The following is a 21,019-nucleotide window of genomic DNA, read 5'->3' as shown; positions in this document are numbered from 1 at the left end:
AGGCTACTTCGCGCTCTTGCGGTTCTCCCGCGCCTCCTCGAGCGAGGTGTGGATCCCGAACACCTTGGTCAGGCCCGTGATCCGGAAGATCTTGAGGATGCGCTCCTGGGTGCACACCAGCTCCAGCGAGCCGTCGTGCGCCCGAACCCGCTTGAGACCGCCCACCAGGACACCGAGGCCGGTCGAGTCCAGGAACTCCACCTTCTCCATGTCCACGAGAAGGTGGAACTTGCCCTTGTTGACCAGGTCGATGAGCTTCTCCCGGAGCTTCGGCGCCGTGTAGACGTCGATCTCCCCTTCCACGTTGATGACCGTGAGGCCGTCGTCGGTGGTGTAGTCGTTCACCTTCAGGTCCACAGAACCAACCTCCTGCGCATTCCTGCCGCAATGTAATCGGACGTCGCAGCGCTCGCCCGTCGAAATTCAACCATGCTCCGGAGACGTGTTCACACGAAATCCTCTGTTCACGCGGCGCGGCCGGGGCCGGGGCCGCGGTCAGGGGGCCGGGGCGTTCCCTCTTCCCTTCCCGTGGTGCCAGACTGGAAACCTGTGGTGACACACGAACTTCTCCGACTGCTGCAGCGCGATCCCCGGCGCCGCGGCCGGGTGACGCACGTCGAGGTGGTGCCCGCCAGGCCCGCCGCGCACGCGGGATGGCCCGCCTGGGTGCCGGATCCGGTGCGCGCGGCCCTGGGCTTCCCCGAGTTGTGGGAACACCAGGTCAGAGCGGCTTCACTGGCCCACGAGGGACGATCTGTGATCATTGCCACAGGCACCGCGTCGGGCAAGTCGCTGGCCTACCTGCTGCCGGCGCTGAGCGCGGCGCTGGAGGACGAGACGACGTTGTACCTGGCGCCGACCAAGGCGCTCGCCCGTGATCAAGAACGCTTCGTGTCGTCTCTGGAAATTCCCTCCGTACGGGCCGCCTCCTATGACGGGGACACTTCTCCGGATTCCCGGGACTGGATTCGGCGTTACGCGAACATAATTCTTACAAACCCCGACATGTTGCACTACGGAGTGCTCCCCGGACACTCCCGTTGGGCCTCTTTTCTCCGGCGGCTGCGGTATGTGGTGATCGACGAGGCGCACGGCTACCGAGGCGTCTTCGGTTCGCACGTCGCGCAGATCCTGCGGCGGCTGCGGCGGGTCTGCGCCCGGTACGGCTCCTCGCCCGTCTTCGTCCTCGCCTCGGCGACGGTGTCGGACCCGGCGGCCTCGGCGTCGGTGCTCACCGGGCTGCCGGTCGAGGCCGTCGACGCGGACGGTTCGCCCCGCGGCGCGATGACCTTCGCCTTCTGGGAGCCGCCGCTGCTGGAGGACGAGGTCCGCAGGCCCGCCCCCGCCGAGACGGCCGACCTGCTGGCCGACCTGGTGGCGGCCGGGGCGCAGACCCTCGCCTTCGTCCGCTCCCGGCGCGGCGTCGAGTCCGTCTCGCTGGCGGCACGGCGCGCGCTGGCGGAGGCCGCGCCCGACCTGGCCGAACAGGTCGCCGCCTACCGCGGCGGCTACCTCCCGGAGGAGCGCCGCGCCCTGGAGGCCGGCCTGCGCGACCGCTCCCTGCTCGGGCTCGCCACCACCAACGCGCTGGAACTCGGCATCGACGTCTCCGGCCTGGACGCCGTACTGATCTGCGGCTGGCCCGGCACCCGCGCGTCCCTGTGGCAGCAGGCCGGACGTGCCGGACGCGGCGGGCAGGACGCGCTGGCCGTCCTCGTCGCCAGGGACGACCCGCTGGACACCTACCTCGTCCACCACCCGTCGGCGGTCTTCGGCACGCCCGTCGAGGCCACCGTCCTCGACCCCGCCAACCCCTACGTGCTGGAACCCCACCTGTGCTCGGCCGCCGCCGAGCTGCCCCTCACCGACGAGGATTTCACCTTGTTCGGGCCGACGTCTCCCCAGGCTGTGGAAAACCTCACCGCCCGCGGACTGCTCCGCCGCCGCCCCACCGGGTGGTACTGGACGGACCGGCGGCGGCCGTCCACCGACCTGCGCGGCTCCGGCCCGTCCGTCGTGCAGGTCGTGGAGTCCGCCACCGGCCGCCTGCTCGGCACCGTCGACGAGGCCTCGGCGCACGGCACCGTCCACGAAGGCGCCCTCTACGTCCACCAGGGCGAGGCCTTCCTGGTGGACCTCCTGGACCTCGACGACGGAGTCGCCCTCGTCGCCCCCACCGTCGCCGACTACTCCACGTCCGCCCGCTCCACCACCGACATCCACATCCTCGACGAGGAGAAGTCGGCGGCCTGGGGCGCGCACGCCACGCTGCACTTCGGCACCGTCGAGGTCCGCCGCCGGGTCGTCTCCTACCAGATGCGCCGCCTCACCACCGGCGAGATCATCGGCGAGAAGCCGCTCGACCTGCCCGAACGCGTCCTGCGCACCAAGAGCGTCTGGTGGACCCTCTCCCCCGAGGCCATGGCGTCCCTGGCGGCCGCCACCCCCGAGTTCGACGCGCCCGGCGCCGCGCACGCCGCCGAACACGCCTCCATCGGCCTTCTCCCGCTCTTCGCCACCTGCGACCGCTGGGACATCGGCGGCGTCTCCACCCCCCTGCACCCCGACACCGGCCGCCTCACCGTCTTCGTCTACGACGGCCACCCCGGCGGCGCCGGCTTCGCCGAACGCGCCTACACCGCGGCCCGCCCCTGGCTCCAGGCCACCCGCCAGGCCATCGCCTCCTGCGAGTGCGACCACGGGTGCCCGTCCTGCATCCAGTCCCCCAAATGCGGCAACGGCAACGACCCCTTGGACAAGCAGGACGCCCTGTCCCTCCTGTCCGTCCTCCTCACCCCCTGACCCGCCTACCGCGATCAGCCGCCCCGGCGGCTTCCCCGAACACGGCCGCCTCCTCCGGTCGGCACTTTCCGCGGTCCGGCAGCCCCGATGACACCCCGGGGCGTGTCCGACTCTGACCGGCTGCGAGCCTTCGACGGGCCGGACCGGTCACCTCAGCGACGGAAGGAACCGCGGCGGCGGACATGTTCGAGGACCTCGACCCGACAGTCCGATGCCTCTGCGGGACTTGTCCGGCTTCGACCGGTCACCTCAGCGACGGAAAAGGCCACCACGGCGGCTGACGTGTTCGAGAACCTCGACCCGACAGCCCCGACGGCTCCCCGGGGCGTGTCCGGCTTCGGCCGGTCACGAGCCGAATGCACCGCTTCGACGGGCCAGGGCGACCGCCTCAGCGACGGAAAAGACCGCGACGGCGGCGGGGGTGTTCGAGGACCTCGGTGCGGTCGCTCGCCTCCTCGGCGGGTTCGGGCGACTGGGCCGGGGCGTCGGCCTTGGCGAGTTCGACCAGGGCCGCGAGGGCCGCGTCGGTCCCGTCCTCGTCCGGCTTCCTGACGCCTTCGGGACTCTCGGGCGTTCCGTCCAGGATCGTCCTGTCGGGGTCTGGTTCGTCCTCGTCCGCGGTCTCGTTCGTCCCGAGGTCCACGTTCGTCTCGTCGAGGCCGGCCACGGGGTCGGGCGCGGCCGCGGGCACGTCTGCGGGATCCAGGCGCTTCGGCGTGTACTCGAGGTTGAGTTCGTCCGGGAAGTCCTGTTCCGGGTCTGCGGTCTGGACGACCGAACCGAGGTCCGGCTCCACCGGCTCGGGGTTCGCCGGCCCGCGCTTGCGCTTCTTGAGCCGCCGGGACTTCCTGCCCTCCTCGGGCGAAGGGTCCTCCGCCGGTACGCCCTTGGCCGCGACGAGGGCGGCCTCGATGTGCAGCCGGTTGGCCTCGACCCGGGCGTGGGCGGATCCCGGAACGACCCGCAGGCCGCCCGGCCCCGTGGCCTTCACGGTGCGCAGGCGTCGCGTCCAGGCTCCCAGGTGCGCGGCGCACAGCAGCAGGACGAGCGCTATCGCCACGCTCTTGCCCCACTGCAGGCTCTCATCGGCCAGCGTGTTCGTCAGCCCGGTGTTGTCCATGCTGACCACGGACGGGTCGAGCACCGCGGGGTCGGTGGGCGTCGGGTAGACCATGCTGACTTCGGGGTCCTCGGTGGAGAATCCCGGCGGGTTGGGCGCCACGGTGGGGAAGAGCGGGTTCTGCGGGTTCGGCGGCGGCGTGTAGTTCGACGAGCCGGGCCCCTGGGGCGCGTTGCCGTTCCCGGGCGCCTGAGGCTGCGCCGCCGTCCCCTTGAGACGCACGGTCCGCGTCGTCGCCCCCGAGGGCGCGGCTCCCGAACGTTTCGCCGCGACCTGGATCGTCGCCTGCCCGTTGGCCGACGCGGGCGCCGTCAACGTCACGCTGCACTGCGCTCCGCAGGAACCGGCCGAGACGCTCCTCGATCCCAGGTCCCCCGAGAGCGTGTACCCCGTCAGGTCGGGCTCATCGCCCTTCTGCCACCGGACGGTCACCTTGTTGCCCTTGGCCGACGCGGTCACCCCGCTGGGCGCGGAGGCGGGCACCGCCATCCGGAACGTGCTGGACGCCGCGTCCCACGGCAGTCCCGACGTCGCCGAGAGCCTGACCCGATGGGTCCCGTTGGGCTCGGTCCTGCCGTTGATCGTGTACTGGAGCACCCGGTTCTTCCCGGTGGCCACCGGCACCCCGTCCACGTACAGGGTCCCGCCGCCCGGAGCGGACTTCACCCTGATGGTGACCGACGAGGCGGTGATGACCGATCCGTCCGCCGGCGAGATCTGGGGCGCCGCAGCGCTCCCCGCCTGCGCCGCTCCACCGGCTCCCAACACCACCACCAGCGGAGCCACGGCCACCAGCGCCCTGAACCACACGCGCAAGATTCCCTCCGCACACCCGGTACCCCAGTGCTTGAGGCAGCGTATATGACCCACCGGTAGCAAAAGTCACAAAAGAACGACGAATCCCCCGTCCCAGAACTCTAGTCCTACTGACGCTAAATACAACGCCCGTTTCCTCTTGACACCCGCCTTCTGCATTCCCCGACCCGGACACATCCCGCCCCTCCGCCCGTCGACCGAGCCCCCACCCGCCCCCGAACAAGACGAACAGCCATTCCCCACCCCCCCCATCCGACCTCGACTTATCCACAGGGCCCCGAGCGATCTTGAAGGACGGAGCACATGCTGGGCGTTGTCGCCAGGCACCCGGCCCGGCCGAGACCAAGAGGCCCCCATGACCCCGCACCCTCACGCCCACCGCCCCACCACCATCACCCCCCGACTCCACGACCGCGCCCCCGCTCCGCAACCCCGCAGCACCACCACCCCACAGCCCCACAACGCCGCCGCCGCCGCTCCGCAACCCCGCGACGTGGCCAGCACCCCGCGACTCCCCAACGTCGTCGCCGCCCCGCCACCCCGCAACCGCGCCGCCACCAGCGCCCCGCTGCCCCGCAGCGCCATCACCCCACGGCTCCACAACGTGGCCGGCGTCCCGCGGCTCCCCAACATCGTCGGTGCCCTACGGCTCGGCAGCGTCGCCGGTGCTTCGCCGCCCCTCGACCTCGCCACTGCTGCACGTCCCGGCGCCCGTCCCAGTACCGCCGCAGCCCCACGACCTCGCGTTCGACGGGACACCGTCGAGGACTCGCGACTCTCCGACGACGCTCCCGCCCCGCTGTCTCGCACCGGCCGCGACGCCGGCATGGCGACGGCCGAGTACGCCGTCGCGACCGTCGCCGCCGCCGCTTTCGCCGGCCTGCTCTTCAAGATCGTCACCAGTGACGACGTCCGCACCCTGGTGACAGGGATCATCAACCGGGCCCTCCAGCTCGCCGGATGAGCCGTCCATGCGCCGCACCGACCGCGGCACGGCCACCGCCGAAGTGGCCGTGGCCCTTCCCGCCCTGCTGGCCGCCGCGGCGATCGCCCTCTGGGGCATCGCCGCGGCGGCGACCCGCCTCACCTGCCTCGACGCCCTGCACGCCGCCGCCCGGGCCACCGCCCGAGGAGAGCCCCTCCACCAGGTCCGCTCCCGGGCCCTGTCCGCCACTCCGCCCGGCACGACCCTCACCATCACCCGAAACCCCGACTCCGCCCTCCTCACCCTCACCGCGCCCTTCCGCCCTCTCCCCCGTTTTCCCCTCCCTCCTCTCACCTTCCATCTCACGGCCGAGACCCCCGCCGAATCCGCCTCCGACCGCCTTCCCGCACCCGTCCTCCCCTGAGACCGCTTCCCCCGCCCTGCCTTCGAAGACCCGAAGACCGATCTTCGGCCACCCGGTCCGCACGAAGCATCCATACGGCACCACGACCGGCCTCCGGGCCAAGGCTCGCCCCCGGCCCGGACGGCCGTTCACCCGAACACGAACCTCATCCCCGAGCAGGCATCCCATGCGGACCGACAAAGACCCGACGCTCCCAGCCGAGAGCCCGCCGCTTTCACCCCGAGCGGGCGCAAGGCACCGCCGCGACCGGCACCGTCCAGGACTTTCCTCGGACCAGGGTTCGGCCACGATCTGGACAGCCGCCCTGATCTCCCTCATCTGCCTGCTCGCCATCACCACGATGACGGCGTCCGGTATCCGCGCCGCCCGTCACCAGGCCCAGCTGGCCGCCGACATGGCCGCCCTGACCGCTGCCACCCGCCACACCCGGGGCAGCTCCGCCCCCTGCCCCCACGCCCGCCAGGCCGCTCTGAGAGCAGGCGCCCGCCTCACCGCCTGCACCCTCACTCCGGCCCCCGCCGTCCCCGGCACCATCGCCGAGGTCACCGTCACCCTGCCCCTCCGCGTTCCCCGCTGGCTCCCCTCACTGGCCATCCCCGCCACGGCCCGAGCCGGTCCCACCCCCACCACAGCCGGCCCCGCCCTGCCGCAGCCCGAACCGAACCCGTCCCCGCCACAGCCCGAACCGGCCCCGCCCCTGCCATAGCCCAAGCCGATCCGACCCCTGCCCAAGCCGTATCCGCCTCCACCACAACCCGAACCGGCCCCGCCCCCGCCACGGCCCGAACCGGCCCCGCCCCCGCCACAGCCCGAACCGGCCCCGCCCCCGCCACAGCCCGAACCGGCCCCGCCCCCGCCATAGCCCAAGCCGATCCCACCCCCACCACAGCTGGACCGTCTTCACCAGAGCCGGACCCGTCCCCGGCTGAGGTCCTTCTTCGACCGGAGCCCGCCCGGCATGAGTCCGGCGGCCCAGCTCACGATTCTCCGCAAGATGTTCTGCCTTTCTCCAAAGACAGGGCGCACGAATCAAACCGTCTTCTCCACCGGGTGGAGCTCCCGGGAGACCCTCCCGGAAAAGTTCGACGGTAAATCGGCTGTTCAGCGCCAGGATGCGCAATCCGTGTCGGCTGCGGCAGATGACTTCCGACGATGGATGGCCGCATGATCACTGCATGGTGGAATTTGCAGCAGTCGCCGGTATCGCGGCGGTCGCCTTGGGGATGGTGCTGACCCCCGGGCCGAACATGATCTATCTGGTGTCCCGCTCCATCGCGCAGGGAAGGCGTGCGGGCCTGGTCTCGCTGGCCGGAGTGGGCGCCGGCCTCCTGGTCTATGTGGCCGCGGTCACCGCCGGGATCACCGCCGTCTTCACCCTGGTCCCCTTCCTCTACCTGGCGATCAAATTCGCCGGTGCCGCCTACCTGGCCTGGATGGCCTGGCAGGCGTTCAGGCCGGGAGGTGCCTCTCCCTTCAGCCCGCAGTCCCTCGCTCCCGTCCCCACCCGCCGCCTCTTCGCCATGGGCTTCCTCACCTCGGTCCTCAACCCGAAGATCGCCATCATCTACGTCTCCCTCCTACCTCAGTTCGTGGATCCCTCCCAGGGCCACGTGGCCGCCCAGAGCTTCCTGCTCGGCACCGTCCAGATCTGTGTGGCCCTCACCTTCAACGGCCTCTTCGTCCTCACCGCGAGCTCCGTCAGCGCCTTCCTCACCGCCCGCCCCACCTGGCTCCGCATCCAACGCCACCTGACCGGCGCCCTCCTCTCCTTCTTCGCCTTCCGCATGGCCACCGACCGCTCCCCCGCCTGACCCCCGACCTCCCTCCCAAGACCTGCGGTCCTGTCCTACGGACTGCGGTCTCGCCCAAGGACTGCGGCCTCATCACCGAGACCCGCGGCCTCACCCCCCAGGCCTGCGGTCTCACCCCCCAGGCCTGCGGTCTCACCCCCAGGCCTGCGGCTTCACCCCAAGGCTTGCGGCCTCACCACCAAGGCCTACGGCCTTGCCCCAAGGACTGCCGTCCCGCCACCTGGTCCTGCGGACTTGCTCCCCGGACTGCGGTCCCGATCCAAGGACTGCAGCCTCACCGCTAGGACTGCCGTCTCGCCGCCAAGGCCTGCCTCGCCCGCACGACCTGCGCTCTCGCTCCCACGAACCATCCCGAGACCCACAACTTCGCCCTGTAATCCGCAGCCCTTCTTGCACGCCCCAAAACCCGCAGCTCCGCTTCACGCTCCGCAGCCCCGCTCCCGCGACCGGTGAAGGTCGACCGGAACGTCCGCGCGGAGCTGCGCAAGACCCGGTTCGAGCAGCGAGCCGTCGGCAGGGAGACGGCAGCCTCCCTGGCCCGGCACGGTAATCACGACCGCGTCCTGACCGAACCCGAGACCCGCGTCGTCCTCGAACTCCTCACTCGGGCCTTGCTCCCGCAAAGCGAAATCACCGGGCTGGAGAACCCGTCCGATTCCGCCGGCCGTACGTCTGGACCGTTGATCGCATCTCACTTCCTCGTGGTCAAGGAAGGGTGATGCTCTGGGCTATGCCGGCGATGGAGGGGACTATGCCCAGGAAGAAGAAGGCAGGTAGGAAGCAGAGGCCCAGGGGCGCCACCGCCTGGATGGCGGCCGCGCGGGCTCGGGCCTCAGCGGCGGCTCGGGCGGTGCGGCGCTGATCGCGGGCCAGGCGGTTGAGGACGGGAGCAAGGGAGGCACCGCTCCGGGTCGCTCTGACCGCGGCGCGGGCCAACGGAGCCGTTTGCGGGGACTCGGCGAGCTTCCCCCAGGCGTCCGCAGGGTCGGCTCCCAGACGGATCTGGGCGGAGACCTTCTCCAGGTCCTCTCCCAGGGGGCCGCCCAACGCATCCGCCACCGCCTCGACCGATTCGGCCCAGGAGATACCGGCCGACAGGCAGGCGGCGAGGAGTTCGACCGCCATCGGCAGATCCGCCACCACCGCAGCCCGGCGCCTCCCGGCCTCGGCCGACCCACCTCTCCCCGACCACCACCAGCACCCCCAACCGGCGAGTCCTGCCGCGGCCACGCCCGTCAGGCCTCCTACCAGCAAGCCGACAAGAGCTCCCGAAACGGCCGCTAGTACCGCCCTCTTCCTTTTCGCTGCTTCTGCATCCGCGCCCCGCTCCCCGCCTCTTCCCGCCCCAGCCGAACCCCCGCCCGCCCCGACACCGGCCAGCCGCTTCAGAGGCGAAGGCGCCAACGCCAGAAAACCCGCAAGCGCGGCAAAAAGAACCCCCAGTACCACCATCACTACTCGTCACCTCCCGCGACCGACCGACTCCCGGCCTCCGAACCTCCACTGCTGCCCTCGGTCGCCCTGCTGCTGCTCACTTGCTCTACATCCCTGAGCTGTCCGCTCCACCCGCTCCTCGCCGTCGAGCCCCTCCCTCCCTCACCACCGCTCGCTCCCCTCACCGCCCCTCGCCATCGGGCCCTGTCCCGCCACCGGACTGCTCGCCTCCCATCACTCCTCACCACCCCTCGCTCCCTCGCCATCGGGCCTGTCCCGCCACCGGGCTACTCGCCTCCCATCGCTCCTCGCCATCGGGTCGTCCACTCCCATCCGTTCGCTCCTTCGGCAGGCTTCGCTCCGCCGCTCGCTCCGTCCTTTGCCTGTTCTGACGACCTCTTCTTTCGCGTGTTCGCGGGTCTGGATCATGGGCGTTCGGCTTTGGCGGCTATGCGGACGGTCCAGAAGAGGCCTGCTGCGTCCAGGAGGAGAGCCAGGAGGAGGCAGGCCAGGCCGGGAAGGGTGGTGAAAAGGAAACGCAGGGGGTCTGCGCCGAGGGACCAGGACATGGCCAGGCCCAGACAGGGGAGGACGGCCAGCAGGCGAGCGGTGGCGTGGGTGCCCGCCAGTTGGGCTTTGATCTGCTGGTGGTGGTCGTGGGCGTCACGGAGACCCTGGGCCAAGCCGTCTATGACGGGGGCGAAAGTGGCACCGCGTTCGACGCCGATGCTCCAGCAGGCGGCCAAGAGGCGTAGACCCTGAGCGCCAGGCCGGTGGGAGAGCTTGTGCAGGGACGACGGGAGGTCCTGAGCGGACAGGACCTCCCTCAGCGGCGCGGCCAGCGCCGGGGGAAGGGAGGCAACGGCATCGGCCAGTGCCTCTTCCGGGGTACGGCCGGCGGTGAGTTCGGCCGACAGCGCGTCACAGAGCTCGATCACGCCGAGTCGCCAGGCCTTCTCCTCTCGGCGAGTGTCCAGGCGGCTCACCAAGTGATTCGTCTGGAGACCCGCTCCCAGCCGACGCCCGGGAAGTCGCGCTTTGCGCCCTACGGTCGCGAGCCTGCGCACGGGATATGGAGGACTGGTCCAGAGCCAGACCGCCGTGGCCGCCAGCAGCGTTCCCAGCAACAGCGTCATGCACAACCTCCTCAGCAACCCGCAGGCTCGTACGGCCCTCGCCGGACAGCGGCAACCGGCTCACCCGCACTGAGACCACCAGAAGACAGGCCGCCTTCCTCGGTGATGCCGGCCGACGTGTGGTTCCGGCGCTGTGTTCGGGTTTGTGGACGACGGTCCCATCGACTCCTTTGTCCGCTTGTCATCGTGGTGTCGAGGAGGGTCGGGGGTCATGGGGTCCGGCCCAGGCGTTCGAAGAGGGCGGACGCCGCGGGGGTGGGCGTGAGGCCGGTGGGAGTGAGGTGGACGGCCGGGTGGGCTTCGACCAGGCCGGACGGGGCGCGGGTGAGGACGGAGATCTCGCTGACGCGGCGATGCGGGCCCTGGCGTTCCAAATGGACGATGACGTCCAGAGCGGCGGCCAGTTGGCTGTGCAGGGCCTCGCGGGTCAGCCCGGCGGAGCAGCCCAGGGCTTCCAGGCGGGCGGGGACGTCGGCGGGTGTGTTGGCGTGGAGGGTGCCGCAGCCGCCCTCGTGACCGGTGTTCAAGGCGCTCAGGAGATCCACCACCTCGGCGCCCCTCACCTCTCCCACCACCAGGCGGTCCGGGCGCATGCGGAGGGCCTGGCGGACGAGGTCGTGCAGGGTCACTCCGCCGGCGCCTTCGATGTTCGCCGGGCGGGCTTCCAGCCGCACGACGTGCGGGTGGTCGGGACGGAGTTCGGCCGAGTCCTCCACCAGCAGCAGGCGTTCGGTGGGGGACACCAGTCCCAGGAGGCAGCTCAGGAGGGTTGTTTTTCCCGTGCCCGTTCCGCCGGTGACGAGAAAGGCCATCCGGGAGTCGACCAGAGCGGCCAGCAGGTCGGCGCCCCGCGCGCAGAGACTCCCTTCTCCCACCAGTTCGCCGAGGGTGAAGGCACGGCCGCGCGATGCGCGCAACGAGAGGCACGTGCCGTCGGGTGCCACAGGGGCGAGAACGGCATGGAGGCGGATCCCGCCGGGCAGGCGGGCGTCCACGTAAGGCGCGGCGTCGTCCAGACGGCGTCCCGCCGCCGCGGCCAGCCGCTGGGCGAGCCTGCGCACCGCGCGTTCATCGGGGAACCGGACGGACGTCCGCATCAGCCGCCCTCTCGCCTCGACCCACACCTCGCCGGGCCCGTTGACCAGTACGTCCGTCACCGCCGGATCGTTCAGCAGGGGTTCCAGCGGCCCCACCCCCACCAGGTCGGCTCTCACCTGCCGGGCGAGGCTGAGCACCTCGGTGTCGCCGAGCACCTTCTCCTCGGCCCGCAACGCCGCCGCCACGGCCCCCGGCGTCGCCGCGCTCCCCGTGTCGGCCAGCCGTCCCCGCACCGCGTCCGCCAGGCTCATCGCCCGCCTCCGAGGGTTCCGTGCCCTCCGCCGTCCTGTCGTCCGCCGACTTCCCCTGCAGCGCACTCCGCCTGCGTTCCGCCGGTGCCTCGCGCGGCGAACCGCCATCGAATGCCTTCGGAAACGCTTCGCAGCCGGATCATTCGGCTCTTCCGAGAAGCACTCTGCACCGGCTTCCGCTGAGCTTCTGCTTCTGAGCTCTGTTCCCGAACCGACCCGTCCTGCGCGGATACGAGCTCGGGATCATCTCCTCCAGAGGAGATCACCGCGTCTTGACGGTGGGCCTCGCCCGAAAGAGAGGCGGCTCGGGACCGATGCTCCCCTCGCGGTCTTCGTGACCTTTTCTGGTGGTCTGCTCGCGGAGTGTCTTCTGCTTTCCGTCGGTGGTTCCTGTTCGAGGAGTGCTGTTGTGGCTGCTGCGAGTCGTTCCTCAGGGAGCCGTTGACGCCTGCCCGCCAGAGGAGGTTGATCACCGCGAGCAGCGGAGTGAGGAAAGGGGTCCTGATGCGCGTGCGGGAGCGGTGGCGGGGCCGAGCGGGGCTTTGCCGGGTGGGGGTGAAGCCGGGGAACAGGTCGAAGAACCAGATGGTGTGGCTTGTCGCGGGAAGGAGCGGGGGAAGGCGGTCCGGTTTTCGGGATGCGCGGGGTCTGCCGGTGAAACCGGTGAACAGGCGGGCGAGGAAGACCGGGGCGGGAGAGGGGGCGGCGGACTTGGCAGAGAGGAAGCGGAAGTACATGGTCGGCTCCTTGAAAGTGAGGTGGGCTGGGTGGAAAGGACAAAATCGCGGGTCAGGGAGGGCCGGGGAGGAGGGTGGCGAGGAGGCGGGTGCAGAGGCGGGCCAGGGGGCCCCGGGTGGGGAGGGCCGCCTGTTCCAGTGCCGGGGGGATGCGGTGGTCGAAGTCGTAGTGGCCGTACAGGGGGAGGGAGAGGGTCTCCGCTATGGCCGCGGAGGGCAGGCGGGCGGGGGCGGGGCCGCGGGTGATGAGGAGCGGCGGGGCGGGGGTGGCGGCGAGGGAGCGGGCGGACAGGACGCTGCGGACCTCGGCCGGGACGAGCAGCAGGGTCTCGTCGGCGGGCGGGAGGGCGTCGCGGGGGCAGTCCGCGACCGTGAGCGTGTAGGCGTGGCGTGCCGCTGACAGCACCGAGGCGAGGGCTTCCGCGGGCACCCGGGCGGGGCGGTCGTGCGTGTGGGACAGCACGGCCACCCCGCGGGACGAGGGCAACGATCCGCGCAGCGCGTCCGGGGCGAGGCGGCCGCGCAGCCGGGTGAGGTCGGGCCAGCGGGTGCCCGGGGCCCGTTCGAGGCCGAGCACGACGTCCAGCCCGGCGGACAGGGGATCGAGGTCCAGGAGCAGGACGCGCAGGTTCCGGCGGGCCGCGACCAGGGCGAGGGTGGCGGCCAGGACGGAGGCGCCGGCTCCGCCGCGCGCACCGGTGACGGCGACGACGCGGCCGGAGGCGGGCGGGCTGCAGGCGCGGAGCAGCCTGTCGGTGAGCCACGGTTCGTCCTCGGGCAGGACGGCCACGTGCTCGGCGCCCAGGTCGAGCGCCCGCCGGTACACCGCGACCGAGGCCTTCCGGGACAGGACGACCAGCCCGTCCCTGCGCGGAGGGGAACCCGCCAGCGCGTCCGCGCCGAGCAGCACCACGGCCGCCCGGTGCCACCAGGCGCGGGCCTCGGCCGCGTGGGCCGCGACCTCCACCTCCACCGAGGCCGCGGCGGCGAGCCGCCGCACGTCGTCGACGAGTTCCGGATCCCCGGAGAGCACCAGAGCGTTCACGGCTCCAAGGTCGCCCAACCCGCTCAAGATCGCTTAGCTGCCTGTGGATAACTCCGCGCGCGGCAGGATGTCCCCCACCCCGGGAAAACGCGACTCCGGAGCGGACACCATCACGGGCCGACCGGCTCCGAAGATCGGCCGAGAGCGTCAGAGCCACCCGGCTCCAGGGCGGTCAACGCCCGATCGGCGCCTGGAAAAGCGAAGGGACCGAGGCCGCCGACGGTTCGGTCGGGGTCGAGGCACCCGCCTGCCGTCCGTCAGGACCGACGCCGCCTTCCGCCCCGCGAGGATCACCGAAGCCAGGGTGACGATCTTGTAGATCTTTTGTGACTCCCCCATCCCAACAACGGACTAGAAACCGACAAATCGGACCCAACGTTCGTCGTCGGTGGCAGGAAAAGCCTGTTGACCTCTACGAATCCGTCACGACGGGACTTGTCAGCAAAGCGAAGAAGGCGTACACAGGAAGTACGGACGAAGGTCCGGACACGTCACTTCGGCACCCACGCGCGACCAGCCTCGGGAGGCGCGTCGAGACGGGCTGGACCCGCTCCGACGACTCATCTGCACGCTTGATAACCGAAGATGACGCGGTGAGCGGCGGCGTTTCCCAGCGAAGGGGAACGCCGCCCGTCATTGCACGGGGATCAGCCCCGCTGCATCGCCTCGCACAGTGCCTGTGAGTCCCGCGCGCCGGTGATGACGGCTTCCGCGCAGTGCCGGATCCACCTGGCGACGCCTTCGGCCGTTCCCGTCAGGTACGCCTCGAACGCTTCCCGGTACTCCTCGGCCTGCTCGAAGTGGCCCACCTCGGGAGAGACCAGCGTTTTCGGGTCCAGCCCGCGGTCGATCAGCGTCAGCCTCTCGGCGGCCCGCGCCACCAGCCCGTCCGCGGAGCCGAACGGCTTCAACGCCAGCAGCTCACCGTGCACGATGGCCGCCACCACGAGCGCGGGCGCCTTCGACGGCGTCGTCAGCAGCGAACTCAATCCGTCCAGCCGCGCCGCGACCTCCTCGGGAGAGGGCGTACCGGAATCCCGCGGACGTCCCAGAAGTTCGGAGGAGACGACGTCACGCGCCCCGAGGACGTGCAGCCGGGCGAGCACTTGGCGAGGCGCGGCATGCCAGGTCATCGCCAGCGGTCCCATCTCGCCGGAGATCCGCAGCGCGCCCTGGACGAGCGGGTGGTCCGCGTGTCCCGCGCGCACCTCCTCGAGATGCGCCTCGGCCCCTTCGAGGGCGGCGGAGGCACGTGCTCCACGCAGGAGGGACTCGGTGGAGACCTCGGTGCTCTTCCGGCGCAGCATGCGGTGCCCGCGGAGCCTGTCCACGGCCTTGCGCGCCGCGTCACAGGCCTCCTCCACACCGGGCAGCAACGAGACTTGAAGAAGAGCGTCATCCACGGGCATGAGAGTACACAGGGCCCGGACGTGGCCCGCGTCACCTACCATTTGTAAGGAAACTTAAGAGTAGTCCCCCCCTTGATACATACGCCCGAGCGCGGGTTAAGTGAGATATCCCCAACAGGGCGCGAGTCGATAGCCAGTGACAAGGAGCTGATTTCGTGAGCCAGGACGCGTTGTCGAACCTGCTGCAGGAGAACCGCAGATTCGCTCCCCCTGCCGGACTCGCCGCCGCCGCCAACATCACCGAGGACGCCTACACCCGGGCCGCGGAGGACCGCCTCGGCTTCTGGGCCGAGCAGGCCGAGCGGCTGGCCTGGGCCAAGCCGTGGACGGAGGTCCTCGACTGGTCCAACCCGCCCTTCGCCAAGTGGTTCGTGGGCGGTGAGCTCAACGTCGCCTACAACTGCGTCGACCGCCATGTCGAGGCCGGCCGCGGCGACAAGGTCGCCTTCCACTGGGAGGGCGAGCCCGGGGACACCCGCACCATCACGTACGCCGACCTCAAGAAGGAGGTCTGCAAGGCCGCCAACGCGCTCGGCGAGCTCGGCGTCGTCAAGGGCGACCGGGTCGCCATCTACATGCCGATGATCCCCGAGACGGTCGTCGCGATGCTGGCGTGCGCCCGCATCGGCGCCACCCACTCGGTCGTCTTCGGCGGCTTCTCCGTGGACGCCCTGCGCGCCCGCATCGAGGACGCCGACGCCAAGCTCGTCATCACCGCGGACGGCGGGTACCGCCGCGGCGCGCCCAGCGCGCTGAAGCCCACCGTCGACCAGGCCGTCACCGAGAGCGTGGAGAACGTCCTCGTCGTCCGCCGCACCGGCCAGGACGTCGCCTGGACGGACCGCGACGTGTGGTGGCACGACCTCGTGGACCGCCAGGCCGAGGAGCACGAGGCCGAGGCGCACGACGCGGAGCACCCGCTGTTCATCCTCTACACGTCCGGCACCACAGGGAAGCCGAAGGGCATCCTGCACACCACCGGAGGCTTCCTCACGCAGACGGCCTTCACCCACCACGCGGTCTTCGACCTCAAGCCCGAGACGGACGTCTACTGGTGCACCGCGGACGTCGGCTGGGTGACGGGCCACTCCTACATCGTGTACGGGCCGCTCGCCAACGGCGCGACTTCCGTCATGTACGAGGGCACCCCCGACACCCCGCACCGCGGCCGCTGGTGGGAGATCGCCCAGAAGTACGGCGTCACGATCCTCTACACCGCGCCCACGGCGATCCGCACGTTCATGAAGTGGGGCGACGACATCCCCGCGAAGTTCGACCTCTCCAGCCTGCGCGTCCTGGGGTCCGTCGGAGAGCCGATCAACCCCGAGGCCTACGTCTGGTACCGCGAGCGCATCGGCGGCGGCCGTACGCCCGTCGTCGACACCTGGTGGCAGACGGAGACCGGCGCGATCATGATCAGCCCGCTGCCCGGCGTCACCCATGGCAAGCCCGGCGCGGCCATGCGGCCCCTGCCCGGCATCTCCGCGGACGTCGTGGACGACGAGGCCGCAAGCGTCTCGAACGGCTCCGGCGGCTTCCTGGTCCTCAAGGAGCCGTGGCCGTCCATGCTCCGCACCATCTGGGGCGACGACGAGCGCTTCGTGCAGACGTACTGGTCGCGCTGGCCGGGCCTGTACTTCGCCGGAGACGGCGCCAAGAAGGACGACGACGGCGACCTGTGGCTCCTGGGCCGGGTCGACGACGTCATGCTCGTCTCCGGCCACAACATCTCCACCACGGAGGTCGAGTCGGCGCTCGTCAGCCACCCGAAGGTCGCGGAGGCGGCCGTCGTCGGCGCGACCGACCCGGTCACCGGGCAGGCGATCGCCGCGTTCGTCATCCCGCGCGGGGACGCCGGCGACATCGACGTCGAGGAGCTGCGCGGCCACGTCGCCCGGCACCTCGGGCCGATCGCCAAGCCGCGCCAGATCCTCGTCGTCCCCGAGCTCCCCAAGACCCGATCCGGCAAGATCGTCCGGCGGATCCTGCAGGACATCGCGGAGGGGCGGCCGACCGGCGACGCCACCACCCTCGCCGACCCGGCGGTGATGGAGCACATCAAGCAGGCCCTCGGCCTCTGAGCGCGGCCTTTCCGCATCTTTTCCGGGGCCGCCGTGACGCGTCACGGCGGCCCCGCCGCCCCGTGAGGGTAGGATCCGCCCGACCGGCTCTCCCTGGATGCGCCGCCCGGAGGGCGTCTCGGTAGGTTCTTGGGATGGCCCGCCCGCGTGTGTCACCGTTTCGCTGCTCGTCGGCGATTTGGGCTACCAGAAAACCGAACATTCCGAAAGAGTGGCCATGACGGCCGTCATGGCGTTCCGTTTTCCGGGTACGGCATACGCGCCCTGGGCACCGGTACCGAGAGGGAGTTCTCATGACTCGACCGAACGTCGAGGACCAGAGCCTCGGCGAGCTCGTCGCCGCCGCGACCGGCAACGTCCAGAAGCTGGTCCGGGCCGAGCTGGAGCTCGCCAAGATCGAGCTGAAGGCCGACGCCAAGAAGGCGGCGATCGGCGGCGCGCTGTTCGCGATCGCCGGTCTGATCGCGGGTGTGATCGTCATCCTGATGTCGATCTCGTTCGCCTACATGCTGGTCGGCCTGGGCATGTGGCACTGGGCCGCGTTCGCCACGGTCTCCGGCCTCTACCTGCTGCTGGCCGCCGTGCTGATCCTCGTCGGCTGGTTGCGGATCCGCAAGATCGACGGTGCCAAGCGCACCCGGCAGACCCTCCAGGACGGTGTGAAGATGCTCAAACGAACCCGTGACCACTGAGCTCGCCGGTCCCTGGACGCACCGCGACATCAGCGCCAGAGGCACCCGCTTCCACGCCGCCGAGCTGGGCGAGGGGCCGCTGGTCCTGCTGCTCCACGGCTTCCCCGAGTCGTGGTGGAGCTGGCACCGCCAGCTGGTCGTCCTCGCCGAGGCCGGCTACCGCGCGGTGGCCGTCGACCTGCGCGGCTACGGGGGAAGCGACAAGCCTCCGCGCGGTTATGACCTCGTCACCCTGGCGGGTGACGCGGCCGGGCTGATCCGCGCGCTCGGCGAGGCCAACGCGGTCGTCGTCGGCCATGACTGGGGCGGCCTGGTCGCCTGGACGACCGCCGTGTACCACCCGAAGGTCGTGCAGAAGCTCGTCACGGTCTCCGCTCCGCACCCGCTGCGGCTGCGGCAGTCCCCGTGGACGAACTGGATGGCGCACACGGCCCTCTACCAGCTTCCGATGTGGCCCGAACGCGACCTCGTCAAGGACGACGCGGAACGGGCCGCACGGCTGCTCCGGCACTGGTCGGGACCGGGCTGGCCGGACGCGGAGACCGAACGCCACGTCCGGGACGCCGTCCAGATCCCCGGAGCGGCCCACTGCGCGCTCGAATACCACCGCTGGCTGATGCGCTCCACGCCTCGCCCTGACGGCATCCGCTACGCCCACCGCATGGCGGCTCCCGTACTCGCCCCCACCCTGCACGTCCACGGGATGATCGACCCTGCGATCCCGCCCTACGCGGCTCAGGGGTCGGGCCGGTACGTCGAGGCGCCGTACACCTGGAAGCTGATCGATGCCGGGCACTTTCCGCACGAGGAGCGGCCGGCGGAGTTCAACGACACTCTTCTGTCGTGGCTGAGTGACTGACGATGGCCGAACGCGACCGAGATCCGTCCGGGCGACCGCGTAACGCCCGTCCGAGGGACGCGTACGGCCGTCCCCTCCCGTACGGCTCCGAAGGCGTACCGACGATGCCGGACGAGCTGGAGCTCGGCCCAGAAGAGACCATCTCCGAGGCGCAGAACCTCTTGGACGCCGACCGCCCCTTCCACGCGCACGAGGTGCTGGAGGCGTACTGGAAGGCGTGCCCCGAGGAAGAACGACCGCTGTGGCGGGGGCTCGCGCAACTCGCGGTGGGCATCACCCATGTGCGCCGGGGCAACGAGAAGGGCTCTCAGGCGCTTTTCAGCCGTGCATGCGCGGTGCTGGAGGCCTACCAGGGCCCTCGCCACGGCCTGGACGTCCCGGGGATCGTCAGAGGCGTGCGGGAGCGTCAGGAGCTCCGCCTGCGCTGACCGTCAGCCGGCGCACCTCTGCGTGTGGGCGGGCTCGGTGGCGTTCTGACCCGCCTGGACGTCCGGTGCGACCTCGTCCGCGGTCAGCGCGTAACCGGTGTCGGAGTCGTGCTCGCGCGCCGCGAAGATCACTCCGAACACCCGCCCGTCCTCGGCGAGCAGCGGGCCGCCGGAGTTGCCCTGCTCCACCTTGCCGCGCAGCGCGTAGATCTCGCGGGTGACCTGGGAGCTGCCGTAGATGTCGGGTCCGTTGGCCCGCTGGCGGGCGCTGACCTTGGCGGCCCGCACGGTGTAGGGGCGGTTCTTGGGGAAGCCCGCCACGACCGCGGCGTCGCCGCGCTTGGCGTCGCGGTCGAACTGCAGCGCCTGCGCCCGCAGCCCCGGCACGTAGATGACCGCGATGTCGCGTTTGGCGTTGTAGAGCACGACCCGGCCGCGCAGCTCGCGGGACGCCACCTGGATCGACAGCGAACCGCGCGTGCCGGCCACCACATGGGCGTTGGTCATGATCCGCTCGGGTGCGAAGACGAAGCCCGTGCCCTCGATGCGCTTGCCGCACTCCGGGGCCGTACCGATGATCTTGGCGATGCTGTGGCGGGCGCCGCGCAGCGCGGGCGAGGTCTCCACGGACTTGTCGGGCGGGCCGACGTCGACCAGCGGCTCGCCGCCCAGGCCGTTGAAGACCTTGGGGAACTCGGTGCCGTCCACGAACTTGTCGAACGACTCCGCCCACTGGTCGGCCGCGTACGGCATCAGGTTGTCCACAGCGTCGAGCACGGCCGAGTTGTGAACCTGCTTGGCTACGACTCGGATGGGCGACTGATCGAGGAGGACGATCCCGATGAACCAGGCGACCAGCAGCAGCGACAGCACGCTGACCACCGCGCCGCCCGCGGCGTCCACGACCCTGGCGTTGTTGCCGGTGACGCGGTTGCGCAGCATGGCCCCGGCGGACGAGGCGAGCAGCTGCCCGAAAGTGGCGGCGAGGAAGGCGATGACGATCGCCAGCAGCGCCTGCTGGGCGGCCCCCTCCACCACCCACTCCACGAGCGGCGGGGCGATGACCACGCCGAGGATCCCGCCTCCGACGAAGCCCACGAAGCTCAGCAGGCCCACGATGAAGCCCTGCCGGTACCCCGAGACCGCGAAGAGCACGATCAGCAGGAGCAAGATCAGATCGAGTACGTGGTCGCCCAACACCGCTTCAAAGTACAGGGAGATCGCGGGTTTTCCAGTCCCCTGGCGGGAGGAGATGACATCCCGGCGCGTCACCGTACAGGGTGATTCATCCCCTCGCGGCCAGGTTCAGGACGTCCGGCGGCAGGTCCTCGATGCGCCCGGAGTCCCAGGGCACCGCCCAGCCGCCCGCCTCCAGGAGGTTGTCCAGCAGGCCCGCGGTGAACCCCCAGACGAGCATGTCGCGCACCCGGAAGGCGGGCCCGACGAAACCGCCCGCGACGCGCAGCGCCACCCGGTTCGCCGGATCGACCAGCTCCCCGATCGGCACGCGCGCCACCGCGGCAACCTCACCGGGATGGCCGGGGGAGACGTCCGACGGGTCGTGCCACCAGGCCGCGACGGGCGTCACCCTGAAGTTGCTCCGCGACAGGTACAGCTCCGGCAGGGCGTCCAGGACGGTCACCCCGTCGGGATCGACGCCGGTCTCCTCCTCCGCCTCCCGCAGGGCCGCCGCGATCGGTCCGTCGTCCTCGGGGTCGATCGCGCCGCCCGGGAAGGCCGGCTGGCCCGCGTGCTTCTTCAGGGTCGCGGCGCGCTCGATCAGCAGGACGTCCGGGCCGTCGGGGCCCTCTCCGAAGAGCACCAGCACCGCCGCGGGGCGGGCGTTCGGCGCGGGCCGCAGGAAAGCCGGGACGTCCAGCTTCGGCGCCCGTTCACGGAACCGGTCGAGCCATGAGGGGATCACGTTCGGGGCAACATCCCCCGACCCGGA

General features: G+C 71.0%; 19 protein-coding genes. 10 read left to right on the top strand and 9 right to left on the bottom strand.

Annotation, left to right across the window (positions count from 1 at the left end; all coding sequences use genetic code 11):
• Positions 1–3 precede the first annotated feature (3 nt).
• Positions 4–357 carry an STAS domain-containing protein gene (locus C2865_RS04310; RefSeq protein WP_106396935.1) on the bottom strand — a complete coding sequence of 118 codons (354 nt, stop codon included), beginning with the start codon at positions 355–357 and terminating at the stop codon, positions 4–6.
• A gap of 72 nt (positions 358–429) precedes the next feature.
• Here C2865_RS04310 and C2865_RS04305 point away from each other — a divergent pair, with 72 nt between their 5' ends.
• Positions 430–2,802, top strand: a complete 2,373-nt coding sequence (locus C2865_RS04305; RefSeq protein WP_106396934.1) for a DEAD/DEAH box helicase — start codon at positions 430–432, stop codon at positions 2,800–2,802.
• Positions 2,803–3,190: 388 nt separating this feature from the next.
• Here C2865_RS04305 and C2865_RS04300 read toward each other — a convergent pair whose 3' ends face one another.
• Positions 3,191–4,738 (bottom strand): hypothetical protein, encoded by a 1,548-nt coding sequence (locus C2865_RS04300; protein WP_157963556.1) that lies wholly within the window; start codon positions 4,736–4,738, stop codon positions 3,191–3,193.
• 355 nt (positions 4,739–5,093) lie between these two features.
• Here C2865_RS04300 and C2865_RS41725 point away from each other — a divergent pair, with 355 nt between their 5' ends.
• From C2865_RS41725 to C2865_RS39055, 5 genes are all read left to right on the top strand, one after another.
• Positions 5,094–5,702 (top strand): DUF4244 domain-containing protein, encoded by a 609-nt coding sequence (locus tag C2865_RS41725; protein ID WP_198652903.1) that lies wholly within the window; start codon positions 5,094–5,096, stop codon positions 5,700–5,702.
• Positions 5,703–5,709: 7 nt separating this feature from the next.
• Positions 5,710–6,087, top strand: coding sequence for a TadE family type IV pilus minor pilin (locus tag C2865_RS04285; RefSeq protein ID WP_106396930.1), 378 nt, complete (start codon positions 5,710–5,712; stop codon positions 6,085–6,087).
• A gap of 166 nt (positions 6,088–6,253) precedes the next feature.
• Complete coding sequence (locus tag C2865_RS04280; RefSeq protein ID WP_106396929.1) at positions 6,254–6,793, top strand: Rv3654c family TadE-like protein; 540 nt, start codon at positions 6,254–6,256, stop codon at positions 6,791–6,793.
• A 469-nt stretch (positions 6,794–7,262) separates the two neighbouring features.
• Complete coding sequence (locus tag C2865_RS04275; protein ID WP_106396928.1) at positions 7,263–7,898, top strand: LysE family translocator; 636 nt, start codon at positions 7,263–7,265, stop codon at positions 7,896–7,898.
• A 449-nt stretch (positions 7,899–8,347) separates the two neighbouring features.
• A complete protein-coding gene (locus C2865_RS39055) occupies positions 8,348–8,617 on the top strand; it encodes a hypothetical protein (protein WP_110554866.1) in 270 nt (89 codons plus the stop codon).
• Here C2865_RS39055 and C2865_RS40515 read toward each other — a convergent pair.
• The 5 genes from C2865_RS40515 to C2865_RS04245 all read right to left on the bottom strand — a co-directional run bounded on the left by C2865_RS40515 (position 8,604) and on the right by C2865_RS04245 (position 15,008).
• Complete coding sequence (locus C2865_RS40515; protein ID WP_232835342.1) at positions 8,604–9,023, bottom strand: type II secretion system F family protein; 420 nt, start codon at positions 9,021–9,023, stop codon at positions 8,604–8,606. The genes C2865_RS39055 and C2865_RS40515 overlap by 14 nt on opposite strands.
• Before the next feature lie 734 nt (positions 9,024–9,757).
• A complete protein-coding gene (locus C2865_RS04260; RefSeq protein WP_232835341.1) occupies positions 9,758–10,270 on the bottom strand; it encodes a type II secretion system F family protein in 513 nt (170 codons plus the stop codon).
• Between the two features lie 407 nt (positions 10,271–10,677).
• Positions 10,678–11,817 (bottom strand): TadA family conjugal transfer-associated ATPase, encoded by a 1,140-nt coding sequence (locus C2865_RS04255; RefSeq protein WP_106396924.1) that lies wholly within the window; start codon positions 11,815–11,817, stop codon positions 10,678–10,680.
• A 789-nt stretch (positions 11,818–12,606) separates the two neighbouring features.
• Positions 12,607–13,599: a septum site-determining protein Ssd gene (gene ssd / locus C2865_RS04250; RefSeq protein WP_106396923.1), complete on the bottom strand. Its 993-nt coding sequence runs from the start codon at positions 13,597–13,599 to the stop codon at positions 12,607–12,609.
• Positions 13,600–14,246: 647 nt separating this feature from the next.
• On the bottom strand, positions 14,247–15,008 hold the full coding sequence (locus C2865_RS04245) for a Fic family protein (RefSeq protein WP_106396922.1): 762 nt from the start codon (positions 15,006–15,008) through the stop codon (positions 14,247–14,249).
• 155 nt (positions 15,009–15,163) lie between these two features.
• Between C2865_RS04245 and acs the strand changes: the two genes are divergently transcribed.
• The 4 genes from acs (at position 15,164) to C2865_RS04225 (ending at position 19,068) form a co-directional block, all read left to right on the top strand.
• Positions 15,164–17,089 (top strand): acetate--CoA ligase, encoded by a 1,926-nt coding sequence (gene acs / locus C2865_RS04240; RefSeq protein ID WP_106396921.1) that lies wholly within the window; start codon positions 15,164–15,166, stop codon positions 17,087–17,089.
• 293 nt (positions 17,090–17,382) lie between these two features.
• The gene (locus tag C2865_RS04235) at positions 17,383–17,781 is read left to right on the top strand and encodes a phage holin family protein (protein ID WP_106396920.1); all 399 of its coding nucleotides are present in this window, start codon (positions 17,383–17,385) and stop codon (positions 17,779–17,781) included.
• A complete protein-coding gene (locus C2865_RS04230; RefSeq protein ID WP_106396919.1) occupies positions 17,771–18,640 on the top strand; it encodes an alpha/beta fold hydrolase in 870 nt (289 codons plus the stop codon). Before C2865_RS04235 ends, C2865_RS04230 begins: the two co-directional genes overlap by 11 nt.
• Positions 18,641–18,744: 104 nt before the next feature.
• Positions 18,745–19,068 (top strand): DUF309 domain-containing protein, encoded by a 324-nt coding sequence (locus tag C2865_RS04225; RefSeq protein ID WP_332873326.1) that lies wholly within the window; start codon positions 18,745–18,747, stop codon positions 19,066–19,068.
• Between the two features lie 3 nt (positions 19,069–19,071).
• On the opposite strand, the gene C2865_RS04220 is transcribed toward C2865_RS04225, so the two are convergent.
• Complete coding sequence (locus C2865_RS04220) at positions 19,072–20,268, bottom strand: MarP family serine protease (protein WP_198652901.1); 1,197 nt, start codon at positions 20,266–20,268, stop codon at positions 19,072–19,074.
• Between the two features lie 85 nt (positions 20,269–20,353).
• The gene (locus C2865_RS04215; RefSeq protein WP_106396916.1) at positions 20,354–20,992 is read right to left on the bottom strand and encodes an NUDIX hydrolase; all 639 of its coding nucleotides are present in this window, start codon (positions 20,990–20,992) and stop codon (positions 20,354–20,356) included.
• Positions 20,993–21,019: the final 27 nt, after the last annotated feature.

It is taken from the genome of Actinocorallia populi, assembly GCF_002995495.1.
Classification (GTDB): domain Bacteria; phylum Actinomycetota; class Actinomycetes; order Streptosporangiales; family Streptosporangiaceae; genus Actinocorallia; species Actinocorallia populi.
This window is presented reverse-complemented; position numbering and strand designations above follow the sequence as displayed.

Bases quoted from the DNA above. Each gene is read 5' to 3' on its own strand.
- C2865_RS04305 (WP_106396934.1), top strand. From the start codon at position 430: ATGCTCCGGAGACGTGTTCACACGAAATCCTCTGTTCACGCGGCGCGG.
- C2865_RS41725 (WP_198652903.1), top strand. From the start codon at position 5,094: ATGACCCCGCACCCTCACGCCCACCGCCCCACCACCATCACCCCCCGA.
- C2865_RS04285 (WP_106396930.1), top strand. From the start codon at position 5,710: ATGCGCCGCACCGACCGCGGCACGGCCACCGCCGAAGTGGCCGTGGCC.
- C2865_RS04280 (WP_106396929.1), top strand. From the start codon at position 6,254: ATGCGGACCGACAAAGACCCGACGCTCCCAGCCGAGAGCCCGCCGCTT.
- C2865_RS04275 (WP_106396928.1), top strand. From the start codon at position 7,263: ATGGTGGAATTTGCAGCAGTCGCCGGTATCGCGGCGGTCGCCTTGGGG.
- C2865_RS40515 (WP_232835342.1), bottom strand. From the start codon at position 9,023: ATGGCGGTCGAACTCCTCGCCGCCTGCCTGTCGGCCGGTATCTCCTGG.
- C2865_RS04255 (WP_106396924.1), bottom strand. From the start codon at position 11,817: ATGAGCCTGGCGGACGCGGTGCGGGGACGGCTGGCCGACACGGGGAGC.
- C2865_RS04245 (WP_106396922.1), bottom strand. From the start codon at position 15,008: ATGCCCGTGGATGACGCTCTTCTTCAAGTCTCGTTGCTGCCCGGTGTG.
- C2865_RS04235 (WP_106396920.1), top strand. From the start codon at position 17,383: ATGACTCGACCGAACGTCGAGGACCAGAGCCTCGGCGAGCTCGTCGCC.
- C2865_RS04225 (WP_332873326.1), top strand. From the start codon at position 18,745: ATGCCGGACGAGCTGGAGCTCGGCCCAGAAGAGACCATCTCCGAGGCG.